This window comes from Pseudonocardia sp. T1-2H (assembly GCF_038039215.1).
In the GTDB taxonomy this organism is placed as follows: domain Bacteria; phylum Actinomycetota; class Actinomycetes; order Mycobacteriales; family Pseudonocardiaceae; genus Pseudonocardia.
This window is the reverse complement of record NZ_JBBPCL010000001.1, coordinates 2,723,226-2,738,929: the sequence shown is the minus strand read 5'-3', so window position 1 is coordinate 2,738,929 and position 15,704 is coordinate 2,723,226. Positions and strand designations below refer to the sequence as shown.

The following is a 15,704-nucleotide window of genomic DNA, read 5'->3' as shown; positions in this document are numbered from 1 at the left end:
GAGCAGCACGAGGAGAACCGTCGGCATCGGCCTGGCCGGACTCGGCCGGATGGGCCGGATCCATGCCGACGACCTGGCCGGGCGGTGCGGCACCGCCCGCCTGGCCTGCGTCCAGGACGCCGATCCGGCGGTGGCCCGGGAGGCCGGGGAGAGGTACGGCGTGCCGTGGGTGAGCTCCTTCGCGGAGCTGCTCGCGCACGACGACGTCGGTGCCGTCGCGATCGCGACCCCCACGGGGACCCATGCCGAGCTCACGGTCCAGGCCGCGCGGGCCGGGGTCGACGTGTTCTGCGAGAAGCCGATCTCGCTGGACCGCGCGACGACCGTGGCCACCGTGGAGGAGGTGGAGCGCAGCGGGATCGTGTTCCAGGTCGGGTTCCACCGCCGCTTCGACCCGGACTGGGTCGCCGTCGCCGAGCGCATCCACGCGGGTGAGCTGGGGACGTCGCCCTGTTCCGCACGTCGTTGCGGGACATGGCCTCTCCCCCGGCGGCGTTCCTGGCCGGCTCCGGCGGCTTCTTCCGGGACGTCACGGTGCACGACCTGGACGTGGCCCGCTGGATGGTCGGCGAGGTCGTCGAGGTGACGGCGCACGGTGCCGCGGTCTCGGACCCGGAGGCGTTCGCCGCGATCGGCGACGTGGACACCGCGGTCGTCGTGCTGCGGTTCGCGAACGGGGCGCTCGGAGTGATCGACAACAGCCGGGCGTCGGGCTACGGATACGAGTGCTCGACCGAGATCATGGGCAGCCGGGCGACGGCCCGGATCGACGCGCCGCACCGGCGGAACTACGAGTGGCGCACGCCGGGCGCGGCGACGACGGACCTCGTCAAGGACTTCCAGGAGCGCTACCCCTGGGCCTACGCCGAGGAGCTCGACGCGTTCGCGCGGTGCGTGCGGGACCGGACCCGGCCGCGGGTGTCCGGGACGGACGCGCTCGCCGCGTTCGACCTGGCCGAGGCGGCGGACCTGTCCTGGCGCTCCGGCCGGTCCGTCGCCGTCCGGTACGCCGGGACCGGTTACGAGATCGCCGGGGCGACCGTGTGACGGTCCCCCTGCGGATCGGGCTGCTCGGCGCCTCGAGGATCGCCGCCGAGGCGCTCGTCGAGCCCGCCCGGGAGACCGGGGACCGGCTCGTCGCCGTGGCCGCGCGGAGCCGGGACCGCGCCGAGGCGAGCGAGAAGCCGTTCGCCGCCACCGGGGCCGAGGCCCGGGAGGTCCGGGACGCGGCCGCCGCGGCGGGCGTCCGGGTCGTCGTCGGTTTCCACTACCTGCACCACCCGCTGATGCGGCGGCTGCACGCCGTCGCCGCGTCCGGGGAGATCGGGTCGCCGCGAAGGCCGGCGAGCGCGCCGGCCGGCCGGGGGTCGACGAGTGGGCCGAGGCGGACTTCCGGTACCCGGGCGGTGCCGCGGGCCGCCCTCCGGGCGTTCCTCCGCGACGAGGCACCGCTGCCCGCGGGCGCGGGGGTCGACGTCTCCGTCGCGGTGGCCGGGCTGGTCGACGAGGCCTACCTCGCGGCCGGGCTCCTGCCCCGGCCCCGTCACGGGGTCCCTGCAGGTCGATGAGGTAGGGCGGGCCGATGACCGGGTGGGCCCGTCGTGCCGCGTACCGCCAGGTAGGGAGCGAGGATCTCCTCGCGGTGCCCGGCCCGGCCCCCGTCCAGGCGTTCCACGACGGCGTCGACGGCCCACTCGCCGAGCGCGCGCGTGTCCTGCCCGACGGTGGTCAGGTTGACGTGGGCCATCCGGGAGAGCGGGTCGTCGTCGTAGCCCATCACCGAGATCGCCCCGGGGACGTCGACGCCCGCGCGCTGCAGCGCGTCGAGCAGGCCGACGGCGCACCGGTCGTTGAAGGCGACCACCGCGGTGGGCCGGGTGTCCGCCGCGAGCAGGTCCCGGGCGGCGTCGATGCCGGTCGTCTCGGTGCCGTCCGCCCCCGGCAGCACCCGGATGCTGGCGCCGAGGCCGCGGGCGCGCATGGCGCCGAGGTAGCCCTCGCGGCGGTCCTGGGCGATCGTGCCCGTGCCCGCGTCCAGGTAGGCGATGTCGGTGTGGCCGAGGCCGTGCAGGTGGTCGACGGCGAGGGCCGTCCCGTCCGTGTCCGGCACCCGCACGACGTCGACGCCGTCGGCGTCCTCCCCCAGCCTCCGGCACAGCACGACGACGGGGACGGACGCGGCGAGCGCGGCGAGCCGGGGCACCGGCGCGTCCGGCCCGATCAGCAGGAGCCCCTCGCAGCGGGAGTCCAGCAGCGTCTCCACCGCGCGATCCTCGCCGCGGCGCCGGGTGATCGTGCTCAGGACGAGGTCGTAGCCGCGGCGTTCGGCCCGGTCCAGGACCTGCTCGGCGACCTCGGCGTGGAACGGGCTGCGGACGTCGATCAGCAGGCCGATCAGCCGGCTGCGCCTGCTGGCCAGCAGGCTCGCCGCGCGGTCCGGCCGGTAGCCGAGCCGCTGCGCCGTCTCCAGCACCCGGCGCCGCGTCTCCGCGCTCGGTCCCGGGGCGTTGCGCAGGACCAGGGAGACCGACGCCGTCGACACCCCGGCCGCGGACGCGACGTCGTCCAGCCGGACCCGCCTGGCCGCACCCGTCATCCCCTCGGACCCCCTTGACACGATCTTCCCGCTCGCCTCACCATAGTGAAGGTTAAAGCGCTTTAAGTCCCAGCGCCACCGCCATCTTCCAGGAGGTTCACGATGACCGGCTCCGTCCGGCCGCCGGGTCTGCGGCCCGGCACCACTGCGTCCGACACCTCCCGGCCCGCCGCGGCCTGGCTCGATCCGGCGGACGCCCGGCTCGAGGACCTGCGCGCGGTCGTCGAACAGGAGACCGATCCGGACGAGTACCCGCGCGCGGAGATCGTCCGCGGCGTTCCGGTGTACGCCGCCCGGGCCCTCGCCGGCGGGGACCGCCGGGACGCCGCGGCCGAGGTCGTGCACGCGCTGCTCGACGGGCCCGGGATCGTCGTGCTGGCCGGAGCCTTCGAGCCCGCCGTCGTCGACCGGGTCTCCGAGGCGTTCCGCGGGCTGATCGAGGCCCAGCGCGCCTCGGGCGCCGTCGCCGGGGACCACTTCGCGGCCGCGGGCAGCAACGACCGGGTCTGGAACGCGCTGGAGAAGCTGGCCGTCGCGGACCCGGACGCCTTCGCGGCGTACTACGCGAACGACGCGCTCGCGCTCGTCTGCGACGGGTGGCTCGGTCCGGACTACCAGGTGACGTCCCAGGTCAACGTCGTGAACCCCGGCGGCGCGGCGCAGAGCCCGCACCGGGACTACCACCTCGGCTTCCAGACCACGGCGGGTGCCGCGCGCTACGCCGCGCACATCCACCGGCTCACCCCGGCCCTGACCCTGCAGGGCGCGGTCGCGCACGTCGACATGCCGCTGGAGAGCGGCCCGACGCTGTACCTGCCGCACTCGCAGAAGTACCCGTACGGCTACCTGGTGGCAGACCGCGAGGAGTTCCGCGAGTACTTCCAGGCCCGCCACGTGCAGCTGCCGCTCGCCAAGGGCGACGCCGTGTTCTTCAACCCGGCCCTCCTGCACGGCGCCGGGACGAACCGCACCGCCGACGTCCGCCGGATGGCCAACCTGCTCCAGGTGTCGTCGGCGTTCGGACGCGCGATGGAGTCCGTGGACCGGGCGCGGGTCAGCACGGCCGTCCTGCCGGCACTCCGCCGCCTCCGGGACGCGGGGGCGTCGGAGCGCGCGCTGGCGAACGTGGTCGCGGCGTCCGCCGAGGGCTACGCGTTCCCCACCGACCTCGACCGGGACCCGCCCGTCGACGGACTGGCCCCGCCCTCCCAGGCGGACCTGCTCCGCGCCGCGGTGGCCGAGGGCTGGGACGACGCGCGGTTCGCCGCGACGCTGGCCGAGCACACCGCGCGGCGGCACGGATGATGCTTCAGGGAAGGGTCGTCCTGGTCAGCGGGGGAACGTCCGGGGTCGGCGCGTCGGCGGCCCGGGCGGCGGCCCGCGAGGGCGCGTCCGTCGTGGTCACGGGGCGCCGGCGCGAGCAGGGCGAGAAGGTGGCGGCCGAGTTCGGCGGCCGCTACGTGCCGTGCGACGTCGCCGACGTCGCACAGGTCCGGACCGCGGTGGACGCGGTCGTCGCCGAGTTCGGCCGGGTCGACGGGCTGGTCAACGCGGCCGGCCTGACGTCGCGGGGCACGCTGCTGAACACCACGCCGGAGCTGTTCGACGCGCACATGGCCGTCAACCTGCGCGGGCCGTTCTTCCTGATGCAGGCCGTCGTCGCGGACATGGTGCGGCGCGGCGAGCCCGGCGCGATCGTCAACGTCATCTCCGAGGCCCGCCGGGGCGGCGCGCCTGTCCTCGCGCCGTACGTCGCCGCGAAGGCCGGGCTCGCGGGGCTGACCAGGAACGCGGCCTACGCGCACCGCGGCGACCGGATCCGGATCAACGGCCTGGACATCGGCTGGACGGACACCGACGGCGAGGACGCCACCCAGCGCGAGTTCCACGGCGCGGGCGACGACTGGCGCGAGCAGGCCGCGAAGAAGCTCCCGCTCGGGCGGCTGGCCGACCCCGACGAGATCGCCGACATGATCGTTTTCCTGCTGTCCGCCCGCAGCGGCGTGGTCACCGGGTCCGTCCTGGACTGGGACCAGGCCGTCGTGGGTGCCCATGACTGAGAGGTGTCGGCCCATGACGACTGCGCGGATCGCCGGCGCCCCCATCTCCTGGGGCGTCTGCGAGGTACCGGGCTGGGGCCACCAGCTCACCCCGGAGCGTGTGCTCCGCGAGATGACCGAGGTCGGGCTCGTCGCCACCGAGTTCGGGCCGGACGGCTTCCTGCCGCCGGACCCGTCGGACATGGCGGCGGTGCTCGAGCGGCACCGTCTCGAGGCGGTGGGCGGCTTCACCCCGCTCCTGCTGCACGTGCCGTCGCACGACCCGGTGCCGGCCGTCGAGCGGCTGCTGGCGAGCTACAAGGCGTCGGACGCGGACACGCTCGTGCTCTCCGCGATCAGTGGCGCCGACGGCTACGACTCCCGCCCCGACCTCGACGAGACCGGGTGGGCCACGCTGCTCGCCAACCTGGACCGGCTCACCGAGGTCGCGGCCGCGCACGAGGTGCTCGCGGTGCTGCACCCGCACGTCGGCACGATGGTCGAGAACGGCGACGAGGTGCGGCGGGTCCTCGAGGGCTCGTCGGTCTCGCTGTGCCTCGACACCGGGCACCTGCTGATCGGCGGCACCGACCCCGCGGAGCTGACCCGGCAGGCGCCGGAGCGGATCGCGCACACCCACTTCAAGGACGTCGACCTGGGGCTGGCGCGGCAGGTCCAGGACGGGCGGCGCAGCTACACCGAGGCTGTCCGGGAGGGCATGTACCGGCCGCTCGGCACGGGTGACGTGGACTTCCCCGCCATCGTCGGGCACCTGCGCGCGCAGGGCTACGAGGGCTGGTACGTCCTGGAGCAGGACACGATCCTGACCGAGGAGCCGACGGACGAGGGCCCGGTCGCGGACGTGCACACCAGCGTGGAGAACCTCCGGACCGTCCTCCACGGCTGACGCCCCCCGTGCGCGGAAACCGTTGCCGGGGCGACGTCTTCCGCGCACGGGCGCCGGAGGCGCCCCGGGTCATCGCCAGTGCGGGGGCCGGCTCAACGCGGCGGGGAGCCGCGTGGCGGCGTCGCCACGGGCGGCGTTGACCTGGAACCGGGTGAGGAAGAGGCAGTCCGTGAGGTCCGCGCCGCACAGGTCCGCGCCGCGCAGGTCCGCGCCGATGAGCTCCGCGCGGCGCAGGTCCGCGCCCCGGAGGTCGGCGCCGATCAGGTAGGCCCCGCGCAGGTTCGCGCCGCGCAGGTCCGCCTTGCGCAGCTTCTTGCCGATCATGTCCGCGCCCCGCCGGTCCTGCGTCCGGCCCGGGACCGCCGCGCGCACCAGCTCGCCGGTCTGCAGGAGCAGCTCGTTCACCTTCCCGCGGTGGCCCGGCACGTCGACCTGCGCCAGTGTCGCGGCGTCCCGCGCGCAGAGGTCCTCGGTCTCGGCGAGCAGCACGCCGAGGTCCGCGTGCAGCGACGCCGCCTCGTCCCGCGCGAGCGCCTCGGTCAGGTACCAGCGCAGCTCGTGGAGCTGGCGCATGGTCGAGAAGGCCGCGAACATGCCCGGCGCGAGCGCGGGCGTCGCGCGCCAGTCGTCCCCGCCGAACGTCACCTGGGTGACCTGCTGGCCCGCGCCGAAGCAGTCGAACACGGTGCAGCCGGTGAACCCGCTGCTCCGCAGGTCCGCGTGGATGCCGCACCGGAAGTCCTGCTGCAGGTTCCCGCAGGCCTGCCCGGCGGGCTTGTCGACGGCGAAGTCCGACGACCGCGCGAACGCCGGGGCCACGCAGCACAGCCCCGCGCAGCGGCTGCAGTCCGCGCGCAGTTCCTGGGTCACACACGCTCCTGGCAGGACGAAGGGCCCGATGGACGCGCTGCACCCTACGCCCCGGTGACGATCACGATCCTCGATCCTCCACGCCGGTGCCGGCCGCCAGCAGGGCCGCGACCACCGCCACCGCCGCCAGCAGCAGGAACAGCGCCGGATACCCGCCCAGTGCCCCGGCCAGCACAGCCCCGGCCCAGGGCGCGACCGCCGTCGCGACCATCGCGGGCGCGGACAGGATCCCGCCGAGCCGCCCGTAGTGCTCGGTGCCCCAGCGATCGCTCACCGCCGTGGCCTGCAGCAACGTGAAGACCCCCCGGGCCGCGCCGGTCAGCATCGCCATGGCGACGAGCAGGCCGACCGGCCCCGGCAGCAGGCCGAGCCCCGCCGTCGTCGCCCCCATGAGGCCGAGGATCAGGATCGCCCGGGGCCGGGGCGCGATCGCCGCCAGCCGCCCGTAGCCGAGCCGCCCGAGGACCTGCCCGACGCCGCCGAGCCCGAGTGCCCACGCCGCCGCGGTCGTCGAGAGCCCCCGGTCGATCAGCAGCGGCACCTGGTTCACCACCACCGCGAACGCGGTGAACGCCCCCAGTCCGACGGCCACGACGAGCAACACGAACGGCCGGCTGCGGACGATCGAGTCGGGGGTGCCCCTCGCGGGCGACGGTTCGGCCACCGGCCACGGGCCCCGCAGGCCGAGCAGGTGGGCCGGGATCGTGATCACCCCGAGCACCACGGCCAGCACGAGATAGGTGTCCCGCCAGCCGAGATGCCCCAGCAGGGTCGCGGTCAGCGGCGCGAAGACGGTGCTGGACAGACCAGCGAGGAGCGTGAGGGCGGTGAGCGCGGTGACCCGGCGGCTCCCCCACCAGCGGGTCAGCGCCGCGAAGGCCGGCGGGTAGAGCGTCCCCGCCATCGCCACGCCCGCGAGTACCCAGGCGGCGAAGAACAGGGGCAGCGATCCGGCGAGCGCGATACCGCCGACGGCGGGGACGGCGAGCGCGGAGCAGGTGGTCATCAGGAGCCGGGGACCGCGACGATCGAGCAGCCGCCCGGCCGGGATCCCGAGCAGTGCGGACACGACGAGCCCGAGTGAGAATGCGGCGGTGGTCTCGCCGACGGACCAGCCGGTGTCCGCCGCGATCGACGGCGCGAGCACCGGGAAGGCGTAGTAGAGGACGCCCCAGCTGGTCACCTCGGTGACGCAGAGGACGGCGAGCACCCGGCGCAACCCGGCAGGGCTCAGTTCCCGGGCCGCGATGCTCATCCCCGACAGAGTGCCTTGCGCGCGACGACCGCGCCGTACCGGGGTCGGCGGACCTGCCCGGGACGGCGGCCGCCGGGCGGTCGGCGTCAGGCGCCCGGGCCGCGCCGCTCGAACGTCGAGGACAGCCGCGAGCGCGTGGTGCTCAACAGCAGCGCCAGCTCGCCGGTGATCCGCTCGGCATCCACGGAGCGACGCCGCTCCCGTTCGCGTTCGGGCAGCTCACGGTAGGTGCCCAGCAGAACCTCGAGCGCGTCGAGCAGATCGGCGATCGCGGCGGAGCGCGCACTCGCGGTCGGCGTCAGGACGTCGGGGGCCATGTCTTCCATGGATACGGCACCCGATCGCGTCGGCCATCACCTCGGCGCTACGAACCGATGACGGGACCTACCCGGCCACCACATCAGCCCAGGAGGGGTGAGAGCCGCTCGGCGTGCTCCCGAAGCAGCTCGACGAGCTCCGGGTTCGGCTCCGCGACCCGGTGTGCCGGACCGGACAGAGCCAGACCCGCGACCAGCCGCCCGTCCGGCGCCCGTACCGGGACCGCGAGGCAGCCGCGGTCCGCGCGCAGCTCGCCGCACTGCCGGGCGATCCCCTCGCGCGCGACCACGCCCAGCGTGATCGCGAGCTCCGCGGTCCCGGACACCGTGTGCTCGGTGAACACACGAAGCTCCCGCACCAGCGCCCGCCAGTCCGCCTGCTCCGCCAGCAGCAACCGCCCGAGCGCGGAGACCTGCGGGTACCGGGCGAGCAGCGCGGCGTCGCTCGGCGGATGGTCCGGATCCGGGTCGACCAGCACTACCTGGCCGGAGCCGAACGACGCCAGGTGCACGCCCCACCGGACCAGCCCCCGGAGATGATCGACGACGGCGCGGGCGGCGGTGGGCGGTGTCGTCACGACGGGGACGGCGAGCCGGGCGGCGCGGCGGCCCAGCGCGAACCCCTTCAGGTCCGGCAGCCGGACCAGGTACTCCTCCCCGACCAGCAGGTTCAGCAGCCGGTAGGTCGTGGCCTGCGGCAGCTTGAGCGCCGCGGAGATCTCCTTCGCCGTCACCCCGGGGCCGGTCGCGACGACCTCCTCCAGCACAGCGAGCGCGCTGCGCACGGCGCGCGGCTGCCGGCCCGACAGGGGAACGGGAGCGGTCACGACGCCGCCTCCGCGGGAGGACGCACGTCGGCGGTCACGACGCCGCCTTCGCGGGAGGACGCACGTCGGCGGTCACGACGCCACCTGCCCGAGGACGTCCTCGGTGACCGTCTCGTCGTACACCCCGATGGCCGCGATCCGGTCCGGGCGCCGCAGCCGCAGCCAGCCGAACCACGCCCCGCCCACAGCGACCGCCGCGGCCAGCACGACGACCGCCGGCCGCGACCCCGCGACGAACACCACGAGCACGATCAGCAGGATCGGTACGATGACGGCCGTTGCGGCCACCGCGGGCCACGTCAGCTCGCCGATGCGGTGCAGGAACACCGGCGCGGCCAGGCACACCAGCAGGTAGGCGACGAGGAACCCGCAGGTCGCGAGCGTCAGCAGGGCGACGAGCGTGAGCCCGATCGGCACGCCGGACGCCACCGGCACCGCGAGCACCCCGACGACCACGGGCAGCGCGACGGCCAGCGCGACGTGCGGGGTGTGGAAGCGCGGGTGGGTCCTGCCGAGGGCCCGCGGTGCGACGCCGTCCCGGGACAGCGAGAAGAGCACCCGGACCAGGGCCGTCGTCGTCGCCAGGGCGCAGGCGAAGAAGGACATGATCAGGCCGGCGTCGAGCACCGCCGGGATCCAGGACCAGCCGCGGGCCGTGGCCAGGGTCAGCACCGGCTCGGCCTGACCGGCGAGCCCGCCGGGCGTCGTCGCGAACCCGACGACCTGGGTCTGCGCGGCGAACAGGTACAGCACGCCGCTGACGGCGGCCGTCAGACCGACCGCCCGGGGGACGCTGCGGAACGGCCGGCGCGCCTCGGCACCGAGCGCCGTCGCGACCTCGAACCCGATGAACGCGGCGAGCGCCGGCAGGACACCGGCCGCCACGCCACCGAAGCCGGCCGCCGGCACGGGTGCGACCGCCCCCGGCGCCGGGCCGCTGAGCAGCAGCAGCGCGAACACGACCACCATCACCGTGATCGACACGCTCTCGACCAGCAACACCACCCGGGCGGACAGCCGGACCCCGCGCACCGCCAGCGCCCCGACCAGCAGGCCGACCACCACGACCGCGACCGTGATCACGACCCGACCGGCCGGGAGCCCGGACCGGGCCAGCAGCGCGTCGAGATAGGCGCCGACCCCGGCGAGCGCCGCGGCGGCGAGCAGCCCGTAGCCGACCAGGAGCGCGATCCCGCAGGCGAACGCGGCGCCGGGGGCGAGCCCCTTGGCCGTCAGGCTGTAGAGGCCGCCGGGCGCGGCCATCCGGCGGGTGAACCGGCCGATGCAGCCCGCGATCAGCAGCGCCAGGACGGTCGCGATCGCGAACGACCACACGGTCCCGCCGCCCGCGGACGCGGCGACGATCGCCGGGGTCGCGGCCATCGCGGCGGACGGCGCGGCCCCGGAGACGGACTGCGCGACGACCTCCAGCGGCCCCAGCCGGCGGCGCGCCAGCCCGTGCACGGGCGAGCGGTCCCGCAGCCGCAACGACCTGCTGTCGCGCATGGGGCCTCCTCTCCCACCGGGGTCTGGTGAGCGTAGATCGACGACGTCACTCGCGGGAAGCGCCGCGATGACCAGCGACGACGGGTCGAATGAGAATTCCCGCCGGCCGATTCCCGGGCCGTGGGAACACGCCTCCGGGCGATTCGCGGACCGGGAGAACGTGCTTTGACTCACCCGCCGGACCCGGCGACGGTCCTCCCACATCCCCTGACATCCGGAGCTGCTATGAGCACGGACCCTCCGCACACCCTCTCCGGCCGGCTCGGCGTCGGCTCCATCGTCTTCATGGTCGTCGCCGCCGCGGCGCCGCTGACCGTCATCGCCGGGACCGTCCCCCTCGGCCTCGCCGCCGGCAACGGCGCCGCCTTCCCGACGACGTTCGCGCTCTGCTGCGGGATCCTGCTGCTGTTCGCGGTCGGGTTCTGCGCGATGAGCCGCCACGTCCCGGAGGCCGGCGCGTTCTACGCCTACGTCCAGCGCGGGCTCGGCCACGCGCCCGGCCTCGGCTCCGCGTTCCTCGCCCTGGTCACCTACACCGCGGTGCAGCTGGCCGTGTACGGCTACGTCGGGGCCGTGATCGACGGCCTGGTCCAGCACTACGGCGGGCCGGCCGTGCCGTGGTTCGTGTGGTCGGTGCTGGCGCTCGCGATCGTCGGGGCGCTCGGCTACCGGCACATCGAGCTCAGCGGCAAGGTGCTCGGCGTCCTGCTGGTCGCCGAGGTCGCGATCGTCCTGGTGTTCGACGTGGTGGTGGTCGGGCGGGGCGAGCACCTCTCGACCGCGTTCCTGCACCCGCCGCAGGTGGTCTCCGGCTCGCTCGGGATCGCGATCATGTTCGCGGTCGCGTCGTTCATCGGGTTCGAGGCCACCGCCGTCTTCCGGGACGAGGCGAGGGACCCGGAGCGCACGATCCCCCGCGCCACCTACCTGGCACTGATCCTGATCGGCGTCTTCTACACGCTCTCCAGCTGGTCCGTCGTCTCCGCCTGGGGCGACGCGGCGGCGGTTGAGGCGACCGGCGCGGATCCCGGGAACATGATCCTCACGACGATCGCGAACACCCTCGGGCCGGTCGGCGGCGACGTCGCCCAGATCCTGCTGGTGACCAGCTTGTTCGCGGCGATCCTGTCCTTCCACAACGTCCTGGCCCGGTACTTCTTCGCGCTCGGCAACTCGCGGGCGCTCCCCGCCGCCTGCGGGCGCAGCCACCCGAGGCACGCGTCGCCGCACGTCGCGTCGCTGACCCAGTCCGTCTCCGCGCTGGTGTTCGTGGTGGTCTTCGCGATCGCCGGGATGGACCCGGTCGCCCAGGTCTTCGCGTGGATGGCCGGCACCGCGACCCTCGGGGTGCTCGCCCTGATGGCCCTGACCTGCGTCTCCGTGCTGGTGTTCTTCCGCCGGACCGGGGTCGACACCCGGCTGTGGCACACGGTCGTCGCCCCGCTGCTCGGGCTCGCCGGCCTGCTCCTGTGCCTCTGGCTGACCGTCTCGAACTTCCCCACCCTGATCGGCGGCTCCCCCGGGCTGGCCGCCGGGATCGGCGCGGTCCTGGTGCTCGCGTTCGTCCTGGGCGCAGTCTGGTCCCGGCGCCGCACTCCTGATCCCGTCACCCCCGCCCCGGCCGTCGAACCGGCCTGAGAGGACACGACATGACGACCCTGGAGTCCCGCACCCACGCCCTGGAGATGACCACCGAGGCGGAGGTGACCGCCGTCCGCGAGGTCCTCACCGAGGCCGGGCTGCTCACCGAGCACGTCCGCTACGCCTTCTTCGCACCCGAGGAGCCCGCCAAGGCCGACGTCCTGGCCGGGGCCCCGGTGGACCGTTGCTTCCGCGCCGTCCTGCTGGACCTCAGGACCGGGCGCTCCTGGGACACCGTCGTCTCCGCGACGTCCCGGACCGTCGTCAGCAGCCGGGAAGCGATCCCCCGCGCGACGGCCAGCCGCCGATCATCGACACCGAGTTCGAGCTGATCGAGGACATCCTCAACGCCTCGACGGACTGGCTCGCCGCGCTGGAGAAGCGCGGCATCGAGCCCGCCTCGGTCCGCGCCGTCCCGCTCTCCGCGGGCGTCTACGACCACCCGGGCGAGGTCGGCAGGCGGATCGTCCGGGCGTTCGGCTTCCGGCAGGACCACGAGAAGGACCACCCGTGGGCGCACCCGATCGACGGGCTCGTCGCCTATGTCGACCTGACCGCCCGCTCGGTGGACCGGGTGATCGACTCCGGCGTGGTGCCCGTGCCGACGACCTCCGGGAACTTCGACGACCCCGAGGTCCAGGGCCCGCCGCTGGACCTGAAGCCGATCGAGATCACCCAGCCCGAAGGGCGCTCGTTCACGGTCGAGGACGGCCGGGTGCGCTGGGGGAAGTGGGACCTGAGGATCGGGTTCAACGAGCGCGAGGGCCTGACCCTGCACCAGGTCGGCTTCGACGGCCGGCCGATCGTCTACCGCGCGTCCGTCGCCGAGATGGTGGTGCCCTACGCCGACCCCGCGCCGGTGCGGTTCTGGCAGAACTACTTCGACTGCGGCGAGTACATGTTCGCCCGCTACGCGGACTCGCTGCAGCTGGGCTGCGACTGCCTCGGCGACATCCACTACACCGACGCCGTGATCGCGGACGACCTCGGCAACCCGCGGACGATCCAGAATGCGATCTGCATGCACGAGGAGGACTACGGCGTCCTCTGGAAGCACTCGGACATGTTCACCGGCTCGCGCGAGGTCCGCCGCCAGCGTCGCCTGGTGATCTCGTTCTTCACCCCGATCGGCAACTACGACTACGGCTTCTACTGGTACCTCTACCTCGACGGCACCATCCAGCTCGAGGTCAAGGCCACCGGGATCGTGTTCACCGCGGCCTACCCCGACGGCGGGAACGAGTACGCGACGGAGGTCGCGCCCGGCCTCGGCGCCCCGTACCACCAGCACCTGTTCTCGGCCCGGCTGGACATGACCGTCGACGGCGAGCGCAACGCCGTCGACGAGGTGGAGGCCGAGCGGGTCCCGATGGGCGAGGGCAACCCGTACGGCAACGCGTTCCGGCAGAAGCGCACGCGGCTGACCCGCGAGTCCGACGCGCAGCGCGCCTCCGCGCAGGGGTCGGTGCGGACCTGGCACATCGTCAATCCGGACAAGCGCAACGGGCTCGGCCAGAACGTCGGCTACGCCCTGCACCCGGAGGGCAAGGCGACCCTGCTGGCCGACGACGCGTCGTCCATCCACGCCCGGGCGACGTTCGCGACCAACGCACTCTGGGTCACGAGGTACGACCCGGCCGAGCGCTATCCCGCCGGGGACTTCGTGAACCAGAACGCGGGCGGGGCGGGGCTGCCGGCGTGGGTGCGGGCGGACCGGCCGGTCGACGGCGAGGACATCGTCGTCTGGCACACCTTCGGCACCACGCACTTCCCGCGCCCGGAGGACTGGCCGGTCATGCCCGTCGACTACACGGGCTTCACGCTCAAGCCGGTGGGCTTCTTCGACCGCAACCCGGCCCTCGACGTGCCTCCGGCGGCGTCCGGCGGGCACTGCCACGCGAGGAAGGACGACGGCGTGGTGCACGGTCCCGGCCAGGACCGCTCCGCCCACGCCGGCTGAGCCGGCGCGGTGGGTGGCGACCGGTGCCACCCACCGCGCGGACCGTCAGCCGCTGCGGCGCTTGGTGTGGCTGCGGGCGCCGCGGCCCCCGTACGCCGGCCCGGACCGCGGGCCGACGTGCGACGGGTCGCTCTTTTCGGCGGCCTTCGCCCGCCGCTCGGCGCGGTTGAGCGGCATCTCGGCCGGGGTGTCCGCCTCGAGGTCGGCGGCGGGGTCGCCGGACGGGGTGGAGTCGGCCGAGGTGGTGTCGGCAGGACGGGGCGGCACGGAAGGGGCGGGCTTCGACACGGGAGAACCTCCGAGGAGAGTCAGCACACGGGCAACGACGGACGAACTCAGAGGATCGCCGGCCCAGCGTAGCCGGGCGGGCCACCCGGCCCGGAGGCACGTCGCCGTCACCGCGGGCGCTCGGCGAGCCGGGCCGAGTAGATCGAGTAGCCGTCGATCCAGCGGGAGACCCCGGTGGCCAGGACCGTCGCCGCGATCATCGGGATCATCAGGCCGAAACCGGCGTGCGTCAGCTCCAGGACGAGGACGAGCGCGGCGAGCGGCGCCTGCATCCCGGCCCCGAGCATCGCCGCGGCGGCGATCATCGCGTAGGCCCCGATCGGCGCGCCCGGCCAGAGCAGTGCCCACGCCGAACCCAGGCCGACGCCCAGCACCGCCCCCGTGCTCAGCAGCGGCGTGAACAATCCGCCGTACGCCCCGCTGCCCAGGCACAGGGCGGTGACCAGCGGCTTCAACAGGAACAGGGCGAACGGGAGGACGAGCGCGGGCGGGGCGGCGAACGCGTCCCGGGCCATCTCCTGCCCGTTGCCGAACAGCTGCGGGAACGCCACGCCGACCCCGGCCAGCACCAGGAACGCCCCGAGCGGCGCGACGAGGACCCACCGGCCCTTCGCGCCGTGGTGCGACACCCACGCGACCAGCCGGATGAACCCGACGGCGGCGACCCCGACCACCGGCCCGGCCACGAGTGCCCACACGAACGGCGACGGCCCGAACGCGAAGTCCGGGACGCCGGTGTACGTCGCGGAGCTGGGCAGGTACACCCAGCCGACGAGCGTCGCGATGCCCGAGCAGGCCAGCGCGGGCAGCATCACCGGCAGCCGGACGCCCCCCACCAGCACCTCGGCGGTGAAGAGCGCGCCGCCGAGCGGGACGTTGTAGACCGCCGCCAGCCCCGCTCCCGCCCCGCACGCGACGAGCAGGCGCCGCTGCGCGGTCGAGAGGCCCGTCCACCGGGCGAGCAGGCTGCCGCACACCCCGCCCATCAGCTTCGGCGCGGCCTCCCGGCCCAGCGACGCCCCGACCCCGACGACGATCTCCGAGAGCACCGACGTGCCCGCGCTGCGCCGGAAGGAGAGGGTCCCGTCGCCGGTCCAGACCGAGTCGTCGACGTCGGAGCGCAGGCCCGCGCAGAAGCGCCGCAGCAGGAACCAGCCGACGCCGCCGATCACCCCCGCGACGGCCAGGGCCACGGTCCGCTGCAGCGCGGACGGGGTCGTGTCCCCGTAGGCCAGCCGCTGCACGCAGTCGAGGAGCAGCATGAGGAGCACCCCGAAGAGCCCGGCACCGATCCCGGTGAGCACCACCGCCAGCCAGAACACCGGCGTCAGCGGGGTGTCCTCGTCGCCGGTCACGTTCGGCTGTTCCATCGCCCCCCGGCCGGACGCGATGCGGTGGCGGATCAGCGGCGGCGGGATCCTTCGGCGCTCGCCGTCGGCCTTCACGTCCACACCCCGGGCATGGCCGGACCGTATCGCCCGCCCCTCGGAGCGCGCCG

The 15,704-nt window shown here is 74.6% G+C and carries 15 protein-coding genes and 1 pseudogene; 8 read left to right on the top strand and 8 right to left on the bottom strand.

Annotation, left to right across the window (positions count from 1 at the left end):
• Positions 1–49 precede the first annotated feature (49 nt).
• Genes WBK50_RS13680 through WBK50_RS13670 form a run of 3 tightly spaced genes read left to right on the top strand, consistent with a single transcriptional unit; the run spans position 50 to position 1,568 of the window.
• On the top strand, positions 50–586 hold the full coding sequence (locus WBK50_RS13680; RefSeq protein ID WP_445942355.1) for a Gfo/Idh/MocA family oxidoreductase: 537 nt from the start codon (positions 50–52) through the stop codon (positions 584–586).
• Positions 475–1,047: a Gfo/Idh/MocA family oxidoreductase gene (locus WBK50_RS13675; RefSeq protein WP_341335979.1), complete on the top strand. Its 573-nt coding sequence runs from the start codon at positions 475–477 to the stop codon at positions 1,045–1,047. The genes WBK50_RS13680 and WBK50_RS13675 overlap by 112 nt, the downstream gene beginning before the upstream one ends.
• Positions 1,044–1,568 (top strand): hypothetical protein, encoded by a 525-nt coding sequence (locus WBK50_RS13670; RefSeq protein ID WP_341335978.1) that lies wholly within the window; start codon positions 1,044–1,046, stop codon positions 1,566–1,568. The genes WBK50_RS13675 and WBK50_RS13670 overlap by 4 nt, the downstream gene beginning before the upstream one ends.
• Here the strand turns inward: WBK50_RS13670 and WBK50_RS13665 are convergent.
• Complete coding sequence (locus WBK50_RS13665; protein WP_341335977.1) at positions 1,544–2,596, bottom strand: LacI family DNA-binding transcriptional regulator; 1,053 nt, start codon at positions 2,594–2,596, stop codon at positions 1,544–1,546. The two genes, WBK50_RS13670 and WBK50_RS13665, sit on opposite strands and share 25 nt — an antisense overlap.
• Positions 2,597–2,698: 102 nt before the next feature.
• On the opposite strand from WBK50_RS13665, the gene WBK50_RS13660 reads away from it, so the two are divergent.
• The 3 genes from WBK50_RS13660 to WBK50_RS13650 are packed head-to-tail and all read left to right on the top strand — an operon-like array spanning position 2,699 to position 5,542.
• Positions 2,699–3,901 carry a phytanoyl-CoA dioxygenase family protein gene (locus WBK50_RS13660; protein WP_341335976.1) on the top strand — a complete coding sequence of 401 codons (1,203 nt, stop codon included), beginning with the start codon at positions 2,699–2,701 and terminating at the stop codon, positions 3,899–3,901.
• Positions 3,898–4,656 carry an SDR family oxidoreductase gene (locus tag WBK50_RS13655; RefSeq protein ID WP_341335975.1) on the top strand — a complete coding sequence of 253 codons (759 nt, stop codon included), beginning with the start codon at positions 3,898–3,900 and terminating at the stop codon, positions 4,654–4,656. The genes WBK50_RS13660 and WBK50_RS13655 overlap by 4 nt, the downstream gene beginning before the upstream one ends.
• 13 nt (positions 4,657–4,669) lie before the next feature.
• Positions 4,670–5,542 (top strand): TIM barrel protein, encoded by an 873-nt coding sequence (locus WBK50_RS13650; RefSeq protein WP_341335974.1) that lies wholly within the window; start codon positions 4,670–4,672, stop codon positions 5,540–5,542.
• Between the two features lie 69 nt (positions 5,543–5,611).
• On the opposite strand, the gene WBK50_RS13645 is transcribed toward WBK50_RS13650, so the two are convergent.
• The 5 genes from WBK50_RS13645 to WBK50_RS13625 form a co-directional block, all read right to left on the bottom strand.
• Entirely contained in the window at positions 5,612–6,412 is an 801-nt protein-coding gene (locus WBK50_RS13645; protein WP_341335973.1) for a pentapeptide repeat-containing protein, read from the bottom strand.
• 61 nt (positions 6,413–6,473) lie between these two features.
• Complete coding sequence (locus tag WBK50_RS13640; protein WP_341335972.1) at positions 6,474–7,667, bottom strand: MFS transporter; 1,194 nt, start codon at positions 7,665–7,667, stop codon at positions 6,474–6,476.
• A gap of 86 nt (positions 7,668–7,753) precedes the next feature.
• Positions 7,754–7,984: a hypothetical protein gene (locus WBK50_RS13635; RefSeq protein ID WP_341335971.1), complete on the bottom strand. Its 231-nt coding sequence runs from the start codon at positions 7,982–7,984 to the stop codon at positions 7,754–7,756.
• A gap of 83 nt (positions 7,985–8,067) precedes the next feature.
• A complete protein-coding gene (locus tag WBK50_RS13630) occupies positions 8,068–8,811 on the bottom strand; it encodes an IclR family transcriptional regulator (protein WP_341335970.1) in 744 nt (247 codons plus the stop codon).
• 72 nt (positions 8,812–8,883) lie between these two features.
• Positions 8,884–10,317: an APC family permease gene (locus WBK50_RS13625; RefSeq protein WP_341335969.1), complete on the bottom strand. Its 1,434-nt coding sequence runs from the start codon at positions 10,315–10,317 to the stop codon at positions 8,884–8,886.
• 225 nt (positions 10,318–10,542) lie between these two features.
• Here WBK50_RS13625 and WBK50_RS13620 point away from each other — a divergent pair, with 225 nt between their 5' ends.
• A complete protein-coding gene (locus WBK50_RS13620) occupies positions 10,543–11,955 on the top strand; it encodes an APC family permease (RefSeq protein ID WP_341335968.1) in 1,413 nt (470 codons plus the stop codon).
• Positions 11,956–11,966: 11 nt separating this feature from the next.
• Positions 11,967–13,918: pseudogene (locus tag WBK50_RS13615) on the top strand (primary-amine oxidase).
• Between the two features lie 45 nt (positions 13,919–13,963).
• On the opposite strand, the gene WBK50_RS13610 reads toward WBK50_RS13615, so the two are convergent.
• Together WBK50_RS13610 and WBK50_RS13605 are read right to left on the bottom strand one after the other, a co-directional pair.
• Positions 13,964–14,206, bottom strand: coding sequence for a hypothetical protein (locus WBK50_RS13610; RefSeq protein WP_341335967.1), 243 nt, complete (start codon positions 14,204–14,206; stop codon positions 13,964–13,966).
• Between the two features lie 107 nt (positions 14,207–14,313).
• Entirely contained in the window at positions 14,314–15,651 is a 1,338-nt protein-coding gene (locus WBK50_RS13605) for a chloride channel protein (protein WP_341335966.1), read from the bottom strand.
• Between the last annotated feature and the right edge of the window lie 53 nt (positions 15,652–15,704).

Excerpts from the sequence above, each read along its gene's own strand:
- WBK50_RS13680 (WP_445942355.1), top strand. The coding sequence starts at position 50 with ATGGGCCGGATCCATGCCGACGACCTGGCCGGGCGGTGCGGCACCGCC.
- WBK50_RS13675 (WP_341335979.1), top strand. The coding sequence starts at position 475 with ATGGCCTCTCCCCCGGCGGCGTTCCTGGCCGGCTCCGGCGGCTTCTTC.
- WBK50_RS13665 (WP_341335977.1), bottom strand. The coding sequence starts at position 2,596 with ATGACGGGTGCGGCCAGGCGGGTCCGGCTGGACGACGTCGCGTCCGCG.
- WBK50_RS13660 (WP_341335976.1), top strand. The coding sequence starts at position 2,699 with ATGACCGGCTCCGTCCGGCCGCCGGGTCTGCGGCCCGGCACCACTGCG.
- WBK50_RS13655 (WP_341335975.1), top strand. The coding sequence starts at position 3,898 with ATGATGCTTCAGGGAAGGGTCGTCCTGGTCAGCGGGGGAACGTCCGGG.
- WBK50_RS13650 (WP_341335974.1), top strand. The coding sequence starts at position 4,670 with ATGACGACTGCGCGGATCGCCGGCGCCCCCATCTCCTGGGGCGTCTGC.
- WBK50_RS13640 (WP_341335972.1), bottom strand. The coding sequence starts at position 7,667 with ATGAGCATCGCGGCCCGGGAACTGAGCCCTGCCGGGTTGCGCCGGGTG.
- WBK50_RS13635 (WP_341335971.1), bottom strand. The coding sequence starts at position 7,984 with ATGGCCCCCGACGTCCTGACGCCGACCGCGAGTGCGCGCTCCGCCGCG.
- WBK50_RS13625 (WP_341335969.1), bottom strand. The coding sequence starts at position 10,317 with ATGCGCGACAGCAGGTCGTTGCGGCTGCGGGACCGCTCGCCCGTGCAC.
- WBK50_RS13620 (WP_341335968.1), top strand. The coding sequence starts at position 10,543 with ATGAGCACGGACCCTCCGCACACCCTCTCCGGCCGGCTCGGCGTCGGC.